The sequence below is a fragment of the Methyloversatilis discipulorum genome (assembly GCF_018780585.1).
Classification (GTDB): Bacteria; Pseudomonadota; Gammaproteobacteria; order Burkholderiales; family Rhodocyclaceae; genus Methyloversatilis; species Methyloversatilis discipulorum_B.
In genome coordinates this window covers 71,623-88,115 of sequence record NZ_JADMJL010000027.1, presented here as the reverse complement: position 1 = coordinate 88,115, position 16,493 = coordinate 71,623, and the positions used below count along the sequence as shown (strand labels likewise).

Annotated in this window: 17 protein-coding genes; 4 read left to right on the top strand and 13 right to left on the bottom strand. The window is 65.3% G+C overall.

Going from position 1 to position 16,493, the window contains the following annotated elements; translation table 11 throughout:
- Nucleotides 1-37 precede the first annotated feature (37 nt).
- Entirely contained in the window at nucleotides 38-853 is an 816-nt protein-coding gene (gene folE2 / locus IV112_RS13410; RefSeq protein ID WP_304004060.1) for a GTP cyclohydrolase FolE2, read from the top strand.
- A 44-nt stretch (nucleotides 854-897) separates the two neighbouring features.
- Here folE2 and rplS read toward each other — a convergent pair whose 3' ends face one another.
- From rplS to pyrF, 7 genes are all read right to left on the bottom strand, one after another.
- Nucleotides 898-1,278, bottom strand: coding sequence for a 50S ribosomal protein L19 (rplS, locus tag IV112_RS13405; protein ID WP_019919401.1), 381 nt, complete (start codon nucleotides 1,276-1,278; stop codon nucleotides 898-900).
- Between the two features lie 109 nt (nucleotides 1,279-1,387).
- The gene (gene trmD / locus IV112_RS13400; RefSeq protein ID WP_304004057.1) at nucleotides 1,388-2,119 is read right to left on the bottom strand and encodes a tRNA (guanosine(37)-N1)-methyltransferase TrmD; all 732 of its coding nucleotides are present in this window, start codon (nucleotides 2,117-2,119) and stop codon (nucleotides 1,388-1,390) included.
- Complete coding sequence (gene rimM / locus IV112_RS13395; RefSeq protein ID WP_304004056.1) at nucleotides 2,101-2,637, bottom strand: ribosome maturation factor RimM; 537 nt, start codon at nucleotides 2,635-2,637, stop codon at nucleotides 2,101-2,103. Before rimM ends, trmD begins: the two co-directional genes overlap by 19 nt.
- Before the next feature lie 20 nt (nucleotides 2,638-2,657).
- Entirely contained in the window at nucleotides 2,658-2,900 is a 243-nt protein-coding gene (gene rpsP, locus IV112_RS13390; RefSeq protein WP_019919404.1) for a 30S ribosomal protein S16, read from the bottom strand.
- Nucleotides 2,901-2,974: 74 nt separating this feature from the next.
- A complete protein-coding gene (locus IV112_RS13385; RefSeq protein WP_304004055.1) occupies nucleotides 2,975-4,900 on the bottom strand; it encodes a hybrid sensor histidine kinase/response regulator in 1,926 nt (641 codons plus the stop codon).
- A complete protein-coding gene (locus IV112_RS13380; protein WP_304004053.1) occupies nucleotides 4,897-5,952 on the bottom strand; it encodes an ABC transporter substrate-binding protein in 1,056 nt (351 codons plus the stop codon). Before IV112_RS13380 ends, IV112_RS13385 begins: the two co-directional genes overlap by 4 nt.
- A 10-nt stretch (nucleotides 5,953-5,962) precedes the next feature.
- Nucleotides 5,963-6,697 (bottom strand): orotidine-5'-phosphate decarboxylase, encoded by a 735-nt coding sequence (gene pyrF, locus IV112_RS13375; RefSeq protein WP_304004051.1) that lies wholly within the window; start codon nucleotides 6,695-6,697, stop codon nucleotides 5,963-5,965.
- 166 nt (nucleotides 6,698-6,863) lie between these two features.
- On the opposite strand from pyrF, the gene IV112_RS13370 reads away from it, so the two are divergent.
- On the top strand, nucleotides 6,864-8,345 hold the full coding sequence (locus tag IV112_RS13370) for a hypothetical protein (protein WP_304004049.1): 1,482 nt from the start codon (nucleotides 6,864-6,866) through the stop codon (nucleotides 8,343-8,345).
- A gap of 1 nt (nucleotide 8,346) precedes the next feature.
- On the opposite strand, the gene IV112_RS13365 is transcribed toward IV112_RS13370, so the two are convergent.
- Complete coding sequence (locus IV112_RS13365; protein ID WP_304004047.1) at nucleotides 8,347-9,189, bottom strand: YhjD/YihY/BrkB family envelope integrity protein; 843 nt, start codon at nucleotides 9,187-9,189, stop codon at nucleotides 8,347-8,349.
- Between the two features lie 81 nt (nucleotides 9,190-9,270).
- Here IV112_RS13365 and wrbA point away from each other — a divergent pair, with 81 nt between their 5' ends.
- Together wrbA and IV112_RS13355 are read left to right on the top strand one after the other, a co-directional pair.
- Nucleotides 9,271-9,864, top strand: a complete 594-nt coding sequence (gene wrbA / locus IV112_RS13360; RefSeq protein ID WP_304004045.1) for an NAD(P)H:quinone oxidoreductase — start codon at nucleotides 9,271-9,273, stop codon at nucleotides 9,862-9,864.
- A gap of 2 nt (nucleotides 9,865-9,866) precedes the next feature.
- Complete coding sequence (locus IV112_RS13355; protein ID WP_304004044.1) at nucleotides 9,867-10,226, top strand: DUF2069 domain-containing protein; 360 nt, start codon at nucleotides 9,867-9,869, stop codon at nucleotides 10,224-10,226.
- A 6-nt stretch (nucleotides 10,227-10,232) separates the two neighbouring features.
- On the opposite strand, the gene IV112_RS13350 is transcribed toward IV112_RS13355, so the two are convergent.
- The 5 genes from IV112_RS13350 to IV112_RS13330 form a co-directional block, all read right to left on the bottom strand.
- Complete coding sequence (locus tag IV112_RS13350; RefSeq protein ID WP_304004042.1) at nucleotides 10,233-11,777, bottom strand: 2-isopropylmalate synthase; 1,545 nt, start codon at nucleotides 11,775-11,777, stop codon at nucleotides 10,233-10,235.
- A 130-nt stretch (nucleotides 11,778-11,907) separates the two neighbouring features.
- Nucleotides 11,908-12,687 carry a CDP-diacylglycerol--serine O-phosphatidyltransferase gene (pssA, locus tag IV112_RS13345; protein ID WP_020163612.1) on the bottom strand — a complete coding sequence of 260 codons (780 nt, stop codon included), beginning with the start codon at nucleotides 12,685-12,687 and terminating at the stop codon, nucleotides 11,908-11,910.
- 295 nt (nucleotides 12,688-12,982) lie between these two features.
- Entirely contained in the window at nucleotides 12,983-13,999 is a 1,017-nt protein-coding gene (gene ilvC, locus IV112_RS13340) for a ketol-acid reductoisomerase (RefSeq protein WP_008062093.1), read from the bottom strand.
- A gap of 66 nt (nucleotides 14,000-14,065) precedes the next feature.
- Nucleotides 14,066-14,557 (bottom strand): acetolactate synthase small subunit, encoded by a 492-nt coding sequence (ilvN, locus tag IV112_RS13335; RefSeq protein WP_019919414.1) that lies wholly within the window; start codon nucleotides 14,555-14,557, stop codon nucleotides 14,066-14,068.
- A gap of 154 nt (nucleotides 14,558-14,711) precedes the next feature.
- Nucleotides 14,712-16,421: an acetolactate synthase 3 catalytic subunit gene (locus IV112_RS13330; RefSeq protein ID WP_019919415.1), complete on the bottom strand. Its 1,710-nt coding sequence runs from the start codon at nucleotides 16,419-16,421 to the stop codon at nucleotides 14,712-14,714.
- Nucleotides 16,422-16,493 lie beyond the last annotated feature (72 nt).

Sequence of the window (16,493 nt, the reverse complement as noted above, 5' to 3'; positions counted from 1 at the left end):
GCAACAAATGATCATGTAGAGAAACCAGGGGTTCAGCATGAATGCTCGCGATCCGCACGCCATTCCCGACGTCCAGAACACGCTGGATCCGCGCGAGCTGCCGATCGAGAAAGTCGGCATCCGCGGCATCCGTCACCCGATCAGCGTGCGTGGCCGCGATGGCTGGGTACAGGGCACCGTGGCCAACTGCGGCCTCTTCGTCAGCCTGCCTGCCCATCTGAAGGGCACGCACATGTCCCGCTTCGTCGAACTGCTGAATGGCCTGGACACCCCGCTCGCCCCCCCGGCCTTCGAGGCTCTGGTCCGTGCCATGCTCGATCGTCTGGAAGCAGACAGCGGCGAGATATCGCTGCGCTTTCCCTACTTCCGCCGGAAGTCGGCGCCGGTATCGGGCGTACAGAGCGTGCTCGATTACGAGGTCGGCTTCACCGCCCGTGTCGGGTCGGACGGCGGCTATACCTTCACGCTGCGCGTGCTGGTACCGGTCACCAGCCTGTGCCCCTGTTCGAAGAAAATCTCGCAGTACGGCGCACACAATCAGCGCTCACACGTGACGATCGAAGCCGTCATCGAAGGCAATTTGATGGTCGAGGACCTGATCGACATCGTCGAGCAGGAGGCCTCCTGTGATCTGTACGGCCTGCTCAAGCGTCCGGACGAGAAGTACGTGACCGAGCGCGCCTACGAAAATCCGAAATTCGTCGAAGACATGGTGCGCGACATCGCCGCCCGGCTGAACACCGAGGAAAGGGTGCGCGCCTATACGCTGGAAGTGGAGAACTTTGAGTCCATCCACAATCACTCCGCCTGGGCACAAGTGAGTGCCGACAAGCGCCAGACGCGCGTGCAATAAAAAAGGGACCTCGCGGTCCCTTTTCTATTGCTGCCAGCCGGATCTCAGGCTGCGCTCTTCGGCGCGCTGCGCTTGGCCAGCTTTTCCTTGATGCGCGCCGACTTGCCCGAACGCTCACGCAGGTAGTACAGCTTGGCGCGACGCACGTCGCCACGACGCTTCACTTCGATCGACGCGATCAGCGGCGAGTAGGTCTGGAAGGTACGCTCGACACCTTCGCCGCTGGAAATCTTGCGGACGATGAAGTTCGAGTTCAGGCCACGGTTACGCTTGGCGATCACGACGCCTTCGTAAGCCTGGACACGCTTGCGGTCGCCTTCGACCACGTTCACGTTGACGATGACGGTGTCGCCCGGCGCGAAGTCGGGGATGTTCTTGCCCAGACGGGCGATTTCTTCCTGCTCGAGTTGCTGGATCAGATTCATGTCTTGACTCCTGGTCTATGGCATTGCCTTGCCGCAGAGCACGTTTGCCGTGATGCGTGCGTTTGTTGAGGGAACGGCGTAACGACCGCCGTCCGCGTACTGCAAAAAACTACTTCTCTTCCTGCGCCAGCAGATCCGGGCGACGCCTGCGTGTCAGTTCCAGCGCCTGCTCGGCGCGCCAGCGACGTATCCGCGCGTGGTCGCCGGACAGCAACACCTCGGGCACCGGCCTGCCGTCCCAGACTTCGGGACGGGTGTAGTGCGGGCAATCGAGCAGCCCGCCGACGAAGGAATCCTCGACCGCGGACGCTGCATCGTTCAGCGCGCCCGGCAGCTGACGGATGATCGCGTCCATCAGCGCCATCGCCGGCAGCTCGCCACCGGACAGCACGAAGTCGCCCAAGGACAGCTCCAGATCGACGTCGCGGTCGATCAGCCGCTGATCCATGCCCTCGTACCGACCGCAGAGCAGTATCAACGCCGGTTCCGCCGCCAGATCCATCACCCGCCGGTGCGTCAGGCGCTCACCGGCCGGCGAGAAATGCACGACCTTGACCGGTGCCGGATGACGCGCTTTGCAACTTGCGATCGCCTGGGCCAACGGTTCAGCCAGCATCACCATGCCCGGACCACCGCCGTAGGGTCGGTCGTCAACGGTGCGGTGCGCGTCCGTCGCGAAATCGCGCGGATTGGTATGCCGGACCTGCCACAACGATCTTTCCATCGCCCGCCGCGTGATGCCGCTGCGTTCGATGGCTGAAAACATTTCAGGGAACAGCGAAATCACCTCGAAGGTGACCGGCCGCCCCGCTTGCACACCACTTACCACTGCGCGTCCCATTCGACACGCACGACCGCTGCTTCGCGGTCCACGTCCTTCACCACCGCCGAAACGAAGGGGATGAGGCGCTCTACCGGCCGCTTTGCTGGCTTTTCTGCCCCGGCCGCGTCATCGACCACGACCAGCACATCGTTCGCACCGGTTTCCAGCAGCCGGTCTACACGGCCGAGCCGCACGCCTGACTGATTGACGACGTCGAGGCCGATCAGATCGCCCCAGTAGTACTCGTCATCTTCCGTATCCGGCAGATCGTGGCGCTGAGCGGCAACGTACAGGCCGACCAGCATTTCCGCCGCGGTCCGGTCGTTGCAGCCCTCGAAGCGGACGATGGGCCCCTTGGCCTGCAGCTTGAAGCCATCGAGCTTGAGCTCGCGCCAGAGCTCAGGCGCGGCATCCGCATCGGCGCTGACCAGCCAACGCTCGATGACCTTCCAGGACTGCGGATCGTCGCCAAAGGCCTGCAGATGCAACCAGCCCTGCACGCCGAACGGAGCGGCAATGCGCCCCAGTACGACCATTGCTTCGGAAACGTGCTTGATCAGGCCGCCTGCTGCTTGACCAGACGGGCAACCGTCGGGCTCAGCTGGGCGCCGACGCTCTGCCAGTAGGCCAGACGTTCGGCGTTGACCGACAGGCTGGTGGTGCCTTCAGGAGCGACCGGGTTGTAGTAACCGACGCGCTCGATGAAACGACCATCGCGACGATTGCGCGAGTCGGTGGCGATGATGTTGAAGAACGGGCGCTTCTTGGCACCCCCACGCGCGAGGCGAATAACGACCATTACGATTCCTTCGAAACGAGGAAAACCCGCGATGTTAGCGAAGTACCGGAGTTATCGCAAGGACCGCCCGCTACTCAGCCGACCGGGTTCTGCTGCCTGAGCACGACCTGCTGTACCAGCGCACGCAGGCGGGCCGGACGCACCGGCTTGTGCAGCACTGGATAGCCACGCGCGGCGGCCATGCGACGAACCTGCGGATCGGTGTCGCCGGTCACCAGCGCGGCCGCGATGTCGCCGCTCTGTTCGGCCAGCAGCGCGTCGAGCACGTCGATACCGCTGGCCACGGCAGCCAGGCGGAAGTCGCACAGGATGAGCGACGGCACCTTGTCGCGCTGTCGCATCATGTCGCGCGCTTCCGAGAGGTTGGCCGAGCAGAGCACTTCGCACCCCCAGGATGCCAGCAGGCCGGCAATGCTGGTGCGCGACCCCGGGTCGTCATCGATCACCACGACGAACACTGACAGGGGCATCTGCAGCGGCTCCGGTTCGCCCGTCTGATGACGTCCGACCGGCGCCGCAACGACCGGCACTTCGATCGAGAACACCGAGCCGCGCCCCGCTCGCGAGCGGATGGCCACGTCGTGCCCGAGCAGACCGGTCAGCCGGCGCACGATGGCAAGACCCAAGCCGAGGCCCTGCCCGCGTGCCCGCGCCGGGTTCTGCAGCTGATAGAACTCCTCGAAAATCATGTCGTGCGCCTCGGGCGGAATACCCGGCCCCGAGTCGCGCACCTCGATCACCGCACTGGCGCCGCGCCGTCGTACGACCACCAGTACGCCGCCGCGCTGCGTGTAGCGCACCGCGTTCGACAGCAGGTTGATCATGATGCGCTCGAGCAACAAGGGGTCCGACTCGACCCACAGATCGGTTGCCCGGAGCTTCAGCCGCAAGCCGCGTTGCAGCGCATCGGCGGCAAAGTCCTCGACGATGCGGGCAAGCATGGGCTGCAGCGGAAATTCCGACCGGCGCACCGTCACGCCGCCGGCGTCGAGCTTGGACATGTCCAGCAGGGCGTCGAGCAGATCTTCCATGGCGCCGACCGATTCCTCGATCTGCCGGATCAGCGTACGGTGCTCCGATCCACGCAGGCGCTCGGCCAGTTCGGCCACGAACAGTCCCAGCGCGTGCATGGGCTGCCGCAGGTCATGGCTGGCGGCGGCGAGGAAACGCGACTTCGCATGATTGGCGCGCTCCGCTTCGTCGGTGCGGCTGCGCAGCTGGCGGGTGGCGTCCGCAATCCTTGCCTCGAGTTCGTCGCGTGCGCGCAGCAAGCGCTCGGCCATGCCATTCACGCCTTCGGCCAGCACGCGCAGCGAACCTCCGCCAAATACCGAAACGCGCGCGGAAAGATCTCCCTCGCCGATGCGGCGCACCGCGCGCGACACTTCGCGCACCGGCCCGGTCACCGTCTGGCTGATGCGCATCGCGAACGCACTCGCTGCCAGCAGCGCAGCGGCGACGACGATGGCCGTCGTGACGATGAAATCACCCTTCATCGCATCGACGCGCTGGCGCGACACCTCGACCAGCACCCAGCCCACCGGCTGCCGATCGGCCGGCATCTCGCTCAGACCGTCGAATACGTCCGGATTGTCGAGTACCGCACTGCGCAGTATCGGCTCGACGAACATCAACGAATGTTCGAGCTCGATCAGCGCAAGCCCCGCCGGGCGCCTGCCCGGCACGTAGGCTTCCGGACTGAGTTCGCCGCCGGACACCACGAGGTCGCCATCACGACTCGAAACCATGATGCCGCTTACGTCGCGCTCGCGACGCGCCGCTTCGATCAGCGACACCAGCGACTCGGTATTGCCGGAAAACACCCCGTAGTCGGCAGTGGCCGCCACTTGCCGCGCAGTCGCGCGCCCGCGCTCGACCAGACCATTCTCAAGTTCGGCCAGCCGGTGCAGCACCATCCAAATGCCGGCCGCGATGCCGAACACGACGACCGGCGCCAGCGCGACCAGCAGCACGCGTTGCCGAATGCCCCAGCGTTTCATGGCAGTCGCTCCTGGCGGACCAGTTTATCGCGCAGCGCGTCGCCATCCTCGATGCGAAGCCCGAGCGAGCGCGCGACGTGCGCGTTGACCGACACGGTGAAATGTCGAGGATGGCGCGGCGTCGGCCAGGTGCGCTCGCGCATCCAGAAGGCGATCGCGTCCGCCGTCTGGCGGGCGATCTGCTCCGGCGTCGAATACAGGGACATGACGGCCCCGGCACGCGCATACGCCGCCGAGAAGCCGACCACCGGCACGCGCGCACGAAACGACGTGAGCAGAAGATTGCGTATGGTTCCCGCGTTATGCACCTGCGGATCGGGCAGCGCCAGGAAGACATCGGCGTTGTCGAGCACCTGAGACAGCGCCGCGAACAGCGACGACTCGCCGGTGAAACTGCCGCTCGAAATCTGCATCGAGGTGCCGGCAACGGCGTTCTTCAAGGGCTGCAGGCGCTCCGGGTCGGCGGCATCGAAGAGCACGCCGATCCGTCGGGCCTCGGGCAGCGCGATGCGTATCAGGTCCACCTGACGGATGAAGGGCTGATCGATGTGTATGGCCGACCAGCGGCGCGTGTTGCCCGCGGCCAGCATCGACTCGAATGCGCTCTGCGGCACCAGCACGCTGAGCACGGGCGTGGGCACGTCCGCCTGCACCACAGTGCGCAGGGCCCCGGCACCGACTGCGATCACGGCGTCGTGCGCGGTCAGGGAGGCGGCATTGAAATCGTTCCGCGTCGCCACTGCCAAGGAGAAACCGCCGCGGGCGCTGCGCTCGTTCTTCAGCGCCTCGGCAAATTCGCCATAGGCGCCGCCCGGCTCGCTCAAGAGCACGAGCACGGACGCCGCCTGCGCCAGCCCGCACAGCAGCAATGAACAGAGCATCAAGAGCATGCGCACGGCGAGGCCGATGCGGCCGACGCGTGTCATTGCGGAGAACGAGTGTATTGACGCCAGCACTCGCGCGCGGGGCAAGCCCGATGGGAAGGGAAGACGCAACGAGTATGCAGCAAGGGCGTCCGGCGCATCATCATCCGAAGGGCTGATGATGCGCACCTGCCGACGATCAGCGCTGGCCGAGCGCCTGCGCGATCTGTTCCTGCATGCGCCAGGCCGCCGCCGCCGGATCGGCCGCGTTGCGGATCGGCCGCCCGACCACCAGGTAGTCGGCACCGTTGGTCAGCGCCTGCGCGACATCGACCGTGCGCTTCTGGTCATCGACCGGGCGATTCTCGACCGGCCGGATGCCCGGCGTCACCACCAGGATGCGCTCGCCCAGTTCGGCGCGGATGTGCGGCGCCTCCAGCCCCGACGACACGACCCCGTCGCAGCCCGCGGCCAGCGCGCGCCGAGCGCGCGACAGCACCAGCGCATCGACGTCGCAGGCAAAGCCCAGATCGTCGAGGTCGCCCCGATCCAGGCTGGTAAGCACGGTGACGGCGAGTATCTTCAGCGCCCCCTTGTCGGCGCCGGCGGCTTCCATGATGGCCTGGTTGCCGTGAATGGTCGCGAAGGTGGCACCGCTCGACGACAGAGCGCGTACCGCGGAGCGCACAGTTTCGGGCACATCGAAGAACTTCAGGTCGACGAAAACCTTCTTTTTTCGTGCGATCAACCAATCGAGCAGTTCGAAGTAGTTGCCGCTCATGAACAGTTCGAGGCCGATCTTGTAGAAGCGGACGGCGTCACCGAGCTGGTCGACGATGGCACGCGCCTGGTCCGCAGAGGGCACGTCGAGCGCCACGATGAGCCGATCGGCGGGGTCGATGGCGGCCTTGGACTGGACGGAGGAATTAGGCATGTTCATGGTGCGGACGGAAAGTGAGGCGTATGGCCTGCGCAGACAAAACACGAGTTTACTAGAATCAGCGCTCTACACGTCCTTGCGACCCACCCCGATGTCCGCCCCCGCCCCCCTTCCTGCCGCGCCCGACAGCCTTTTGCGCTCGGCAAAGACCGGGGATCCATTGGGGACAGTACTCGACTGGCTGGCAACACCCGCCGCCGGCGATCCCGGGCACGAGGCGGCCGCGCTGGCCACCTGCCTCGGCGTGCTCGCCCAGGCGCGCATGGACGCGCCGGCGCGGGTACGCGTGCTCGACATCTTCCATGACCGCGCGCTGGCCTGCGCAACGGCACTGAAGCCGCAGCTTGCTGCCAGCGGACTGCCGGTGCAGGCCACGCTGCGCGATGCGGCCGATCTGCTGTGCGACGCGCTGATGCAGATTGCGCGCAGCTATCTCGACGCCCTGCAGGCGCGCGCCGCACACAAGCCGTCGCGCGTAGCAGGGCACGCCATGCTCTGCCTGCTCGACGTCTATGCCCTGCGCACGCTGACCGCAGCCGACGTACCGCCAGGCATGTGGACAACGGCGCACGCCCTGCTGATGCACGCCCGTATGATGGCCACGCCGGCCACCCAGATCGCCGGCTCGGCGGACGCCGAACAGCTGCACCGCGAATTGATCGCGCTCGAACTGGCCCAGCCGCCGCACCTCGCGCCAGCCGATTTCTTCAACATCGCCGACTACGTGCGAAGCTATTCGGGCGCGGTACAGATCCAGTCGAACCCGCCGCATCGCGACCTCGATTCCTGGTTCTGGATAGACGACGAGCACGATCACGGCCCGACGCCGCTGCTTCGGGCGGCGCCCGATCCGGAACGCGGTCCGCACATCCTCTACTGCTCCTGCCAGCGGCTCGGTCAGGTGCTGGCCCATCATCTCGACCTGATCGACGAGGGCGGCAACGTTGCCGACATGTACCTGCCCGCCTGTCTCGGTCAGACGCGCACGCGACGTCTGCTGCGCCGCCTGCAGGCGCGCTGGATGGCGATGCCGCGCCGGCAGCATGCACGGCGCGAACGTGGCCAGGCGATACGCATGCTGATCGGTTTCGACGCCATCTGGCACCTGCTTGAACGGCGCGATCCAGCCGCCGACTGGGACAACCAGACCACCGGCTGGACCTTGCTCAACGACAGCCCGAACGGTTTCGCGCTGCGCCTCGACACCGGCCCGACCGGCCTGGTCCGGCCCGGCCTGCCGGTGCTGATCAAGGGCAGCGGCAGTCGCAACTGGATGATCTGTGTCGTGCGCTGGGCGCGCAGCGCCAGTGCGGGCGCCATCGATGTCGGGGTGGAACTGCTCAGCCACGGCGCCCAGGCGGCGACCGTCGTGTTCGAGGCATCGGGGTCGCGCACCGCCGTACCCGCGCTGCGCCTGCCGCCGCTCACCAGCCACCGTCCGCACCCCTGCATCATGCTGCCGCCCGGCGAGGCCAACGGTCGCGACCTGCTGATTGCGCACAATTCCGGTGGCCGCTACCGGCTCGGCGACGCTCGCCTGTCCGATCTCGACCTGCAGACGCAAGCCTTCGAACTGTTCGAAATCGAGGAAATGAGCGCCAATACGAACAGTGGTCGATCCGATCCTGCCAGCCGCCCCTGAGTCAGCCCGAGTGCCGCCCGCTCCGGTCGTGCAGCACAGCGGTCACCGCAGCACCAAACAGCACGATGGACCAGAACAGGTAGAGCCAGAGCAGAAAAACCGGCAGTGTGGCCAGCGCGCCATAGACCACCGCGTAACCGGGCATGTGCTCGATGTACAGGCTCAGGATCTTCTGCATCAGCGTCAGCAGCACGGTCGCCACCACCGCGCCCCACAGCGCCGGACGCAGTCCGACGGCGGCACGCGGCAGCGTCCGGTACAGCAACAGCAGGAAACCCGCGGTCACCAGGGCTGCCGCACTGCGCAGCAGGAGAATCTTGACCCAGGCCGGCTCGTTCACCATGCCGAGCGAGGCGGTGACGAGGTAGAGACTCAGGGCCGTCCCGGCGCCGAGCGCGAAGGGTGCGAGCACCGGCAGCGTCAGATAGATCAGCGCGGTACGCCGCAGCCGCCGGGGCGGTCGCTGCGGCCACATCGCATTGAGCGCGTGGTCGGCGGTACGCACCCACACCCAGGCGCTGCCCAGCAGGAGCAGCAGATCGACCAGCGACAACCGGCGCGCCTTGGCGACAAAACGCGTCGCGTGACGGACCACCGCCGATCCGGCATCGTCCGGCAGCAAGGACCCGGTCAGATAGGCCTGTAACGGCTTGCCGAACTGCAGCGCCTCCGGCAGCCAGACCGAAAGCTGGCGCACCAGCACGATCAGCGGCACCAGCGCGAACAGCAAGGCGAATGCAAGCGCCGCCGCCGACTGCGCGGCGCAGCCCTCGCGGTGGCGCCGTGCGGCCGCGCCCAGCACATGAAAGGGACGAATCAGAAGATCGATCAGCGGTGAAGACATTGGGGAAGGTGGCAGGTCCGTCAGCAGATCGGGACCGGCAAAGCTGTACACTCCGGGCCTCATTCTGCTGGATGGCCCGCATTGAAAGAAATTCTTGTCCTGTATTACAGCCGCTACGGATCGACGCTGAATCTGGCGCGCCAGATCGGCCGCGGCATCGATTCGGTCGACGGCGCGGCAGCGCGCCTGCGCACTGTGCCACCGGTGTCGACCGTCTGCGAGGCGACCGCTGCGGCCGTGCCGGACAGCGGTGCGCCCTATGCGGAAGCCCGCGACCTCGACGAATGCATCGGCCTCGCCCTCGGCAGTCCGACCCGCTTCGGCAACATGGCCGCGCCGCTGAAGTACTTTCTCGACGGCACCAGCCCGCAGTGGCTGGCCGGTGCGCTCGCCGGCAAACCAGCTGCGGTGTTCACCTCGACCACCTCTATGCATGGCGGGCAGGAGAGCACCCTGCTGAGCATGACTCTGCCGCTGTTGCACCACGGCATGCTCATCGTCGGCTTGCCCTATTCCGAACCCGATCTGTCGACCACGCCGGACGGTGGCACGCCCTACGGCGCCAGCCACGTAAGCGGGCACGACGGGCGGACGCAGCTGTCGGAAGCCGAAGCACGACTCGCCTTCGCGCTCGGCCGCCGGCTTGCGCTGACCGCACTCAAACTCGCCGCCTGACCATGACCGCACGACACTGGAACCTGCTGGCCTCATCCAGCCTCATCGCCCTCATCCTGCTCGGCCTCGCCTGGGAGCTGTGGCTGGCTCCGCTGCGACCGGGCGGCTCATGGCTGGTGCTGAAGATAGTGCCGCTGCTGGGCGCGCTGTTCGGCATCCTGCGCGGCAAGCGCTACACGCATCAATGGATGTCGCTGCTCAGCCTGGCCTACTTCACCGAAGGAATCGTACGCGCCACTTCGGACAGCAGTCCGTCGGCGCAATTGGCCGTGGCCTACACACTGCTGTCGGTGACGCTGTTCCTAGGCTGCCTGTTCTACTCCAAGCTCACCGCACCGAGCCGGCTCGCGCAATCGCGCTAGGGTCGCTCAGATCGGGCTCTCGCCCTGCGGATTCAGCTTCTGCACGCCCTGCAGCTTGTTCAGCGCATTGATGTAGGCCTTGGCGGAGGCGACGATGATGTCGGTGTCAGCACCCTGCCCGTTGACGATGCGGCCACCGAGCGCGAGACGCACCGTCACCTCGCCCTGGGCGTCGGTGCCGGTGGTGATCGCGTTAACCGAGTAAAGCAGCAGTTCGGCACCACTCTTCGCCACCGATTCGATGGCACAGAAGGCCGCATCGACCGGGCCGCTGCCGTTGGACGACACCTTCACTTCGCGCCCGCCGTCCGACAGCGTGACGACGGACTGCGGCAGTTCACCGGTTTCCGAACGCGAACTCAGCGCCACCAGCTTGTACTGCTCCTGCTCCGGCGTGACCGCTTCGTCGCTCATCAGCGCCTGGATGTCCTCGTCGAAGATTTCGTGCTTCTTGTCCGCCAGCTCCTTGAAAGCGGCGAAGGCGACATTCAGTTGCTCCTCCGACTCGACCACGATGCCCAGTTCCGTCAGACGGGCGCGGAAGGCATTGCGGCCCGAGTGCTTGCCGAGCACCAGCTTGTTGGTATTCCAGCCCACGTCCTCGGCACGCATGATTTCGTAGGTTTCGCGGTGCTTGAGCACGCCGTCCTGGTGGATGCCGGATTCGTGCGCAAAGGCGTTGGCGCCGACGACGGCCTTGTTCGGCTGCACCGGATAACCGGTGATGGTCGATACCAGGCGCGACGCCGGCACGATCTGCGTCGCGTCGATGCGCGTCTCGACACCGAACACGTCGCGGCGGGTGCGCACGGCCATCACGATCTCCTCCAGCGAAGCGTTACCCGCGCGCTCGCCCAGACCATTGATGGTGCACTCGACCTGACGGGCGCCGGCCATCACCGCGGCCAGCGAATTGGCGACCGCCATGCCCAGGTCGTTGTGGCAGTGCGTGGACCACACCACCTTGTCGGCGCCCGGCACGCGCTCGATCAGGATGCGCATGCGCTCTGCCCACTGCGCCGGTACCGAGTAGCCGACGGTGTCCGGCACGTTGATCGTCTTCGCGCCGGCCTTGATCACCTCGGTGAACACGCGCACCAGGAAGTCGATGTCGGAACGCACCGCGTCCTCGGCCGAGAACTCGACGTCCTCGGTGTACTCCCGCGCCCAGCCGATCGCCTTGATCGCCTGCTCGACCACCTGATCGGGGCTCATGCGCAGCTTTTTCTCCATGTGGATGGGGCTGGTCGCGATGAAGGTGTGGATGCGGCCGCTGGCTGCCGGCTTGATCGCCTCGCCAGCGCGACGGATGTCGTTCTCACTGGCGCGCGCCAGCGAGCAAACGGTGGATTCGCGGATGGTTTCAGCGACCGCACGCACCGATTCGAAGTCACCGTTGGAGGCAGCCGCAAAGCCGGCCTCGATCACATCCACGCGCATGCGCTCAAGCTGACGGGCGATGCGCAGCTTCTCGTCGCGCGTCATCGACGCGCCCGGGCTCTGTTCGCCGTCGCGCAGCGTGGTGTCGAAAATGATGAGGCGGTCGGTCATTGCAGTCTCCGGGGCGCGTCCGCGGCGAGGCGGGCGCGCAAGGTCGTTTCTTCAAACAGGCGGCTGGCCGCGAACGGCACAGGGTCGCGAATATAGTCGCCGGGTCGCGCCGCGACAACGGCGTGCCGGCTCAGGCCTCCGGTGGCGTCGGTGGCAGTTGCGGCTTGCGCCGCGAGAAGCGGATCAGCCACATGACGTAGCCGGACAGGCCGTAGGCAACGAACAGGCTGAACAGCACCACCGGCGGGTTGACCGACACGGCGACGAAGGCCAGCACGAAGCCGAAAATGACGATGAAGGGCACGCTGCGGCGCAGGTTGATGTCCTTGCCGCTCCAGAATTTCACGTTGCTCACCATGGTCAGGCCGGCAAACAGCGTGATGACGAAGGCCGCCCAGCGCATGTCGGGTCCGGTGTAGCCGTTGTCCGTCGCCACCCAGACGAGGCCGGCCACCAGCGCCGCAGCGGCCGGGCTGGGCAGGCCCTGGAAGTAGCGCTTGTCCACGGTACCCAGATTGGTGTTGAAGCGGGCCAGGCGCAGCGCTGCGCCGGCGCAGTAGATGAAGGCGGCGATCCAGCCCCACTTGCCCAGACCGCGCATGGCCCACTCATAGGCGATCAGGGCCGGGGCGGCACCGAAGGACACCATGTCGGACAGCGAATCGAACTCGGCGCCGAAGGCCGATTGCGTATGGGTGAGTCGCGCGACACGGCCGTCGAGACCGTCGAGCACCATGGCGATGAAGATGGCGACCGCCGAGTACTCGTAGCGTCCGTTCATCGCCTGCACGATGGCGTAGAAACCTGCGAACAACGACGCCGTCGTGAACAGGTTGGGCAGGATGTAGATGCCGCGCCGGCGTTTCACCGGATCGGCAGGCTTGATGTATTGCGGGTCGTATTCGGACATGCATTCACTCCGAAGAACCATGCGCGGGATCACCGCCGCACGGTTTTTGCGTTTCAGGCCAGTTCGGCCCCCGATGCTCGCGACGCCCGCTTCATGGACAGACTGCGCCCCGGCGCCGCGAACTGACGACAGGCTGCGAGCCGCCCCGAACGTATCAGGATGACGCGCATCGCGGAAGCGTCCGATGATGACGCGAGTGCCCCTCGCACACCCCGCATTGCCCGGCCCGGAATGCAAAAGGCCCGGCGGCCCGGGCACGGATGTGCCGGAACCGCCGGGCCAGGCGGGACGCCAATCAGTTCTTCGACTGGTCGACCAGCTTGTTCTTGGTGATCCACGGCATCATGCCGCGCAGTTGCGCACCAACCTTCTCGATCTCGTGGGCGGCGGTCAGGCGACGACGTGCGGTCATCTCCGGATAGTTGGTCCGGCCTTCGAGGATGAAGTTCTTGGCGTAGTTGCCATTCTGGATGTTGGCCAGGCATTCCTTCATCGCGGCACGGGCTTCGCCGGCGATCACGCGCGGGCCGGTGACGTACTCACCGTATTCCGCGTTGTTCGAGATCGAGTAATTCATGTTGGCGATGCCGCCTTCGAAGATCAGGTCGACGATGAGCTTCACTTCGTGCAGGCACTCGAAGTAGGCCATTTCCGGCGCGTAACCGGCTTCGGTCAGCGTTTCGTAACCGGCCTTGATCAGCTCGACCAGACCACCGCACAGCACGGCCTGTTCGCCGAACAGGTCGGTTTCGGTCTCTTCGCGGAACGAGGTTTCAATCACGCCGCCCTTGGTGCCGCCGTTCGCAGCCGCGTACGACAGCGCGAGGTCACGCGCCTTGCCCGACTTGTCCTGGTACACGGCGATCAGCGACGGCACACCGCCTCCGCGCAGGTACTCGGAACGGACGGTGTGGCCCGGGCCCTTCGGGGCGACCATGACGACGTCCAGGTCTTCACGCGGGATGACCTGGTTGTAATGGATGTTGAAGCCGTGGGCGAACGCCAGGGTCGCGCCCTTCTTGATGTTGGGCTCGACGTCGCCGTAATAAACCTGCGGAATGTTCTCGTCCGGCAGCAGGATCATGACCAGATCGGCACCCTTCACCGCGTCGGCCACTTCCTTCACCTTCAAGCCGGCGCCTTCCGCCTTCTTCCACGACGCGCCGCCCTTGCGCAGGCCGACCGTGACCTTGACGCCGGAATCCGACAGGTTCTGTGCGTGGGCATGGCCTTGCGAACCGTAGCCGACGATGGTGACTTTCTTGCCTTTGATCAGGGACAGGTCTGCGTCCTTGTCGTAGAAGACTTTCATGGGTTTTCCCTTGTGCTGTGTAGGTTTATGCGGTGCTGCGGGCTGGAGCGGAATGCGGTGTGCGGATCAGAGACGCAGGATGCGGTCGCCGCGGCCGATGCCGGCGACGCCGGTGCGCACGGTTTCCAGGATCAGCGAACTGTCGATCGCGCCGACGAAGGAATCGAGCTTGGCCGTGTTGCCGGTCAGTTCGATCACATAGGTCGAGTCGGTCACGTCGATGATGCGGCCGCGGAAGATGTCGGCGACGCGCTTCAGTTCTTCACGGTCCTTGCCGGTGGCGCGCACCTTGATGAGCATCAGCTCGCGCTCGATGTGCGCAGCTTCCGACAGGTCGACCACCTTCACCACCTCGATCAGCTTGTTCAGCTGCTTGGTGATCTGCTCGATGATGTCGTCCGAGCCGGTGGAAATGATGGTCATGCGTGACAGCGATCCGTCTTCGGTCGGTGCCACGGTCAGCGATTCGATGTTGTAGCCACGCGCCGAGAACAGGCCGGACACGCGCGACAGCGCGCCCGCTTCGTTCTCGATCAGTACGGAAATGACATGCCTCATTGCGAGCGCCTCTTTCTGGAAATCAGGAACCGCCGCCGCGAAGACGGGCTGCCGGAGGCCGGTGCCCGCTGCCTGACAGACCGGTAAGTCCGTCAGGCGGACCCGGCGACGCATGGCTGCCGGGGTCCGCGCACGACAGTGTCGGGGTAATGCGTTACAGGTCCTCGGACGACAGGATCATGTCGGTCAGACCCTTGCCGCCCATCACCATCGGATACACGTTCTCGGTCGGATCGACCTGGAAATCGATGAACACCAGATCGTTCTTGCGCTTGAAGGCCTCGCGCAGCGCGTCCTCGACGTCACCCGGCTTCTCGACACGGATGCCAACGTGGCCATAGGCCTCGGCCAGCTTGGCGAAATCGGGCAGCGAATCCATGTAGGACTCGGAATAGCGGTTGCCGTGGATGATTTCCTGCCACTGGCGGACCATGCCCAGATACCGGTTGTTCAGGCTGCAGATCTTCAGCGGAATGCGGTACTGCTTGCAGGTCGACAGTTCCTGGATGTTCATCTGCACCGAACCCTCACCGGTCACCACCGCCACCGGCGAGCCAGGATGGGCAAGCTGCACGCCGATGCCGTAGGGAATGCCCACGCCCATCGTGCCCAGACCGCCGGAATTGAGCCAGCGGCGCGGCTTGTCGAACTTGTAGTACTGGGCCGCCCACATCTGGTGCTGGCCGACGTCGGACGTGATGAAGGCGTCGCCCTTGGTCACTTCCCACAGCTTCTCGACCACGAACTGCGGCTTGATCACTTCGTCGCTCTGCTTGTACTTCAGGCAGTCACGACGGCGCCATTCCTCGATCTGCTTCCACCACTCGCCGAGCGCTTCCTTGTCCGGGCGGTCGTTCGACGCGTCGAGCAGGCGCAGGATGTCGTCCAGCACGTCCGGCAGATTGCCGACGATGGGCACGTCCACCTTCACGCGCTTGGAAATCGACGACGGATCGATGTCGATGTGGATGATCTTGCGCGCAACACGGGCGAAGTCGGCCGGGTTGCCGATCACGCGGTCATCGAAGCGGGCGCCCACGGCGATCAGTACGTCGCAGTACTGCATCGCCATATTGGCTTCGTAATTGCCGTGCATGCCCAGCATGCCGACGAACTGCTTGTCGGTCGCCGGATAGGCGCCCAGGCCCATCAGCGTGTTGGTACACGGGGCACCGAGCGTGCGCACCAGCTTGGTCAGCTTTTCCGAACAGTCGGACAGGATGACGCCGCCACCGGCGTAGATCATCGGGCGCTTGGCTTCCAGCAGCAGCTGGACGGCCTTCTTGATCTGGCCCTGGTGACCCTTGGTGATCGGGTTATATGAACGCATCGTGACCGACTTCGGATAATCGAACTCGGCCTTGGCCATCGTGATGTCCTTCGGGATATCGACCAGCACCGGGCCCGGACGGCCGGTCTTGGCGATATAGAAGGCCTTCTTGATGGTCGTGGCGATGTCCTTGACGTCCTTGACCAGGAAGTTGTGCTTGACGCAGGGACGGGTGATGCCGACCGTGTCGCACTCCTGGAAGGCATCCTGACCGATGGCCGCGGTCGGCACCTGACCGGAAATGATCACCATCGGGATCGAATCCATGTAGGCGGTCGCGATGCCGGTGATCGCGTTGGTCACACCGGGGCCGGAAGTCACCAGCGCAACGCCGACGCGCTCGGTCGAGCGCGAATAGGCGTCGGCCGCGTGCAGCGCTGCCTGCTCGTGGCGGACCAGTACGTGCCGGACCTTGTCCTGCTTAAAAAGCTCGTCGTACAGGTACAGCACGGCGCCGCCCGGATAGCCGAAAACATACTCGACCTTTTCTTCCGCAAGGCACCTGACTACAATTTCCGCTCCGGTCAAAAGCATCGCCACACCTGTAAAAAAATTCCGGAAAAGCCGCAAAGGGTAGCTGTCGCACAGTTCCCGGTCAAGGCATTT

Excerpts from the sequence above, each read along its gene's own strand:
- IV112_RS13350 (WP_304004042.1), bottom strand. The coding sequence starts at position 11,777 with ATGACCGACCGCCTCATCATTTTCGACACCACGCTGCGCGACGGCGAA.
- rimM (WP_304004056.1), bottom strand. The coding sequence starts at position 2,637 with ATGGTCGTACTGGGGCGCATTGCCGCTCCGTTCGGCGTGCAGGGCTGG.
- IV112_RS13355 (WP_304004044.1), top strand. The coding sequence starts at position 9,867 with ATGACCGCACGACACTGGAACCTGCTGGCCTCATCCAGCCTCATCGCC.
- rplS (WP_019919401.1), bottom strand. The coding sequence starts at position 1,278 with ATGAATCTGATCCAGCAACTCGAGCAGGAAGAAATCGCCCGTCTGGGC.
- trmD (WP_304004057.1), bottom strand. The coding sequence starts at position 2,119 with ATGGGACGCGCAGTGGTAAGTGGTGTGCAAGCGGGGCGGCCGGTCACC.
- ilvC (WP_008062093.1), bottom strand. The coding sequence starts at position 13,999 with ATGAAAGTCTTCTACGACAAGGACGCAGACCTGTCCCTGATCAAAGGC.
- pssA (WP_020163612.1), bottom strand. The coding sequence starts at position 12,687 with ATGTCCGAATACGACCCGCAATACATCAAGCCTGCCGATCCGGTGAAA.
- ilvN (WP_019919414.1), bottom strand. The coding sequence starts at position 14,557 with ATGAGGCATGTCATTTCCGTACTGATCGAGAACGAAGCGGGCGCGCTG.
- folE2 (WP_304004060.1), top strand. The coding sequence starts at position 38 with ATGAATGCTCGCGATCCGCACGCCATTCCCGACGTCCAGAACACGCTG.
- IV112_RS13365 (WP_304004047.1), bottom strand. The coding sequence starts at position 9,189 with ATGTCTTCACCGCTGATCGATCTTCTGATTCGTCCCTTTCATGTGCTG.
- IV112_RS13385 (WP_304004055.1), bottom strand. The coding sequence starts at position 4,900 with ATGAAACGCTGGGGCATTCGGCAACGCGTGCTGCTGGTCGCGCTGGCG.
- rpsP (WP_019919404.1), bottom strand. The coding sequence starts at position 2,900 with ATGGTCGTTATTCGCCTCGCGCGTGGGGGTGCCAAGAAGCGCCCGTTC.
- pyrF (WP_304004051.1), bottom strand. The coding sequence starts at position 6,697 with ATGCCTAATTCCTCCGTCCAGTCCAAGGCCGCCATCGACCCCGCCGAT.
- IV112_RS13330 (WP_019919415.1), bottom strand. The coding sequence starts at position 16,421 with ATGCTTTTGACCGGAGCGGAAATTGTAGTCAGGTGCCTTGCGGAAGAA.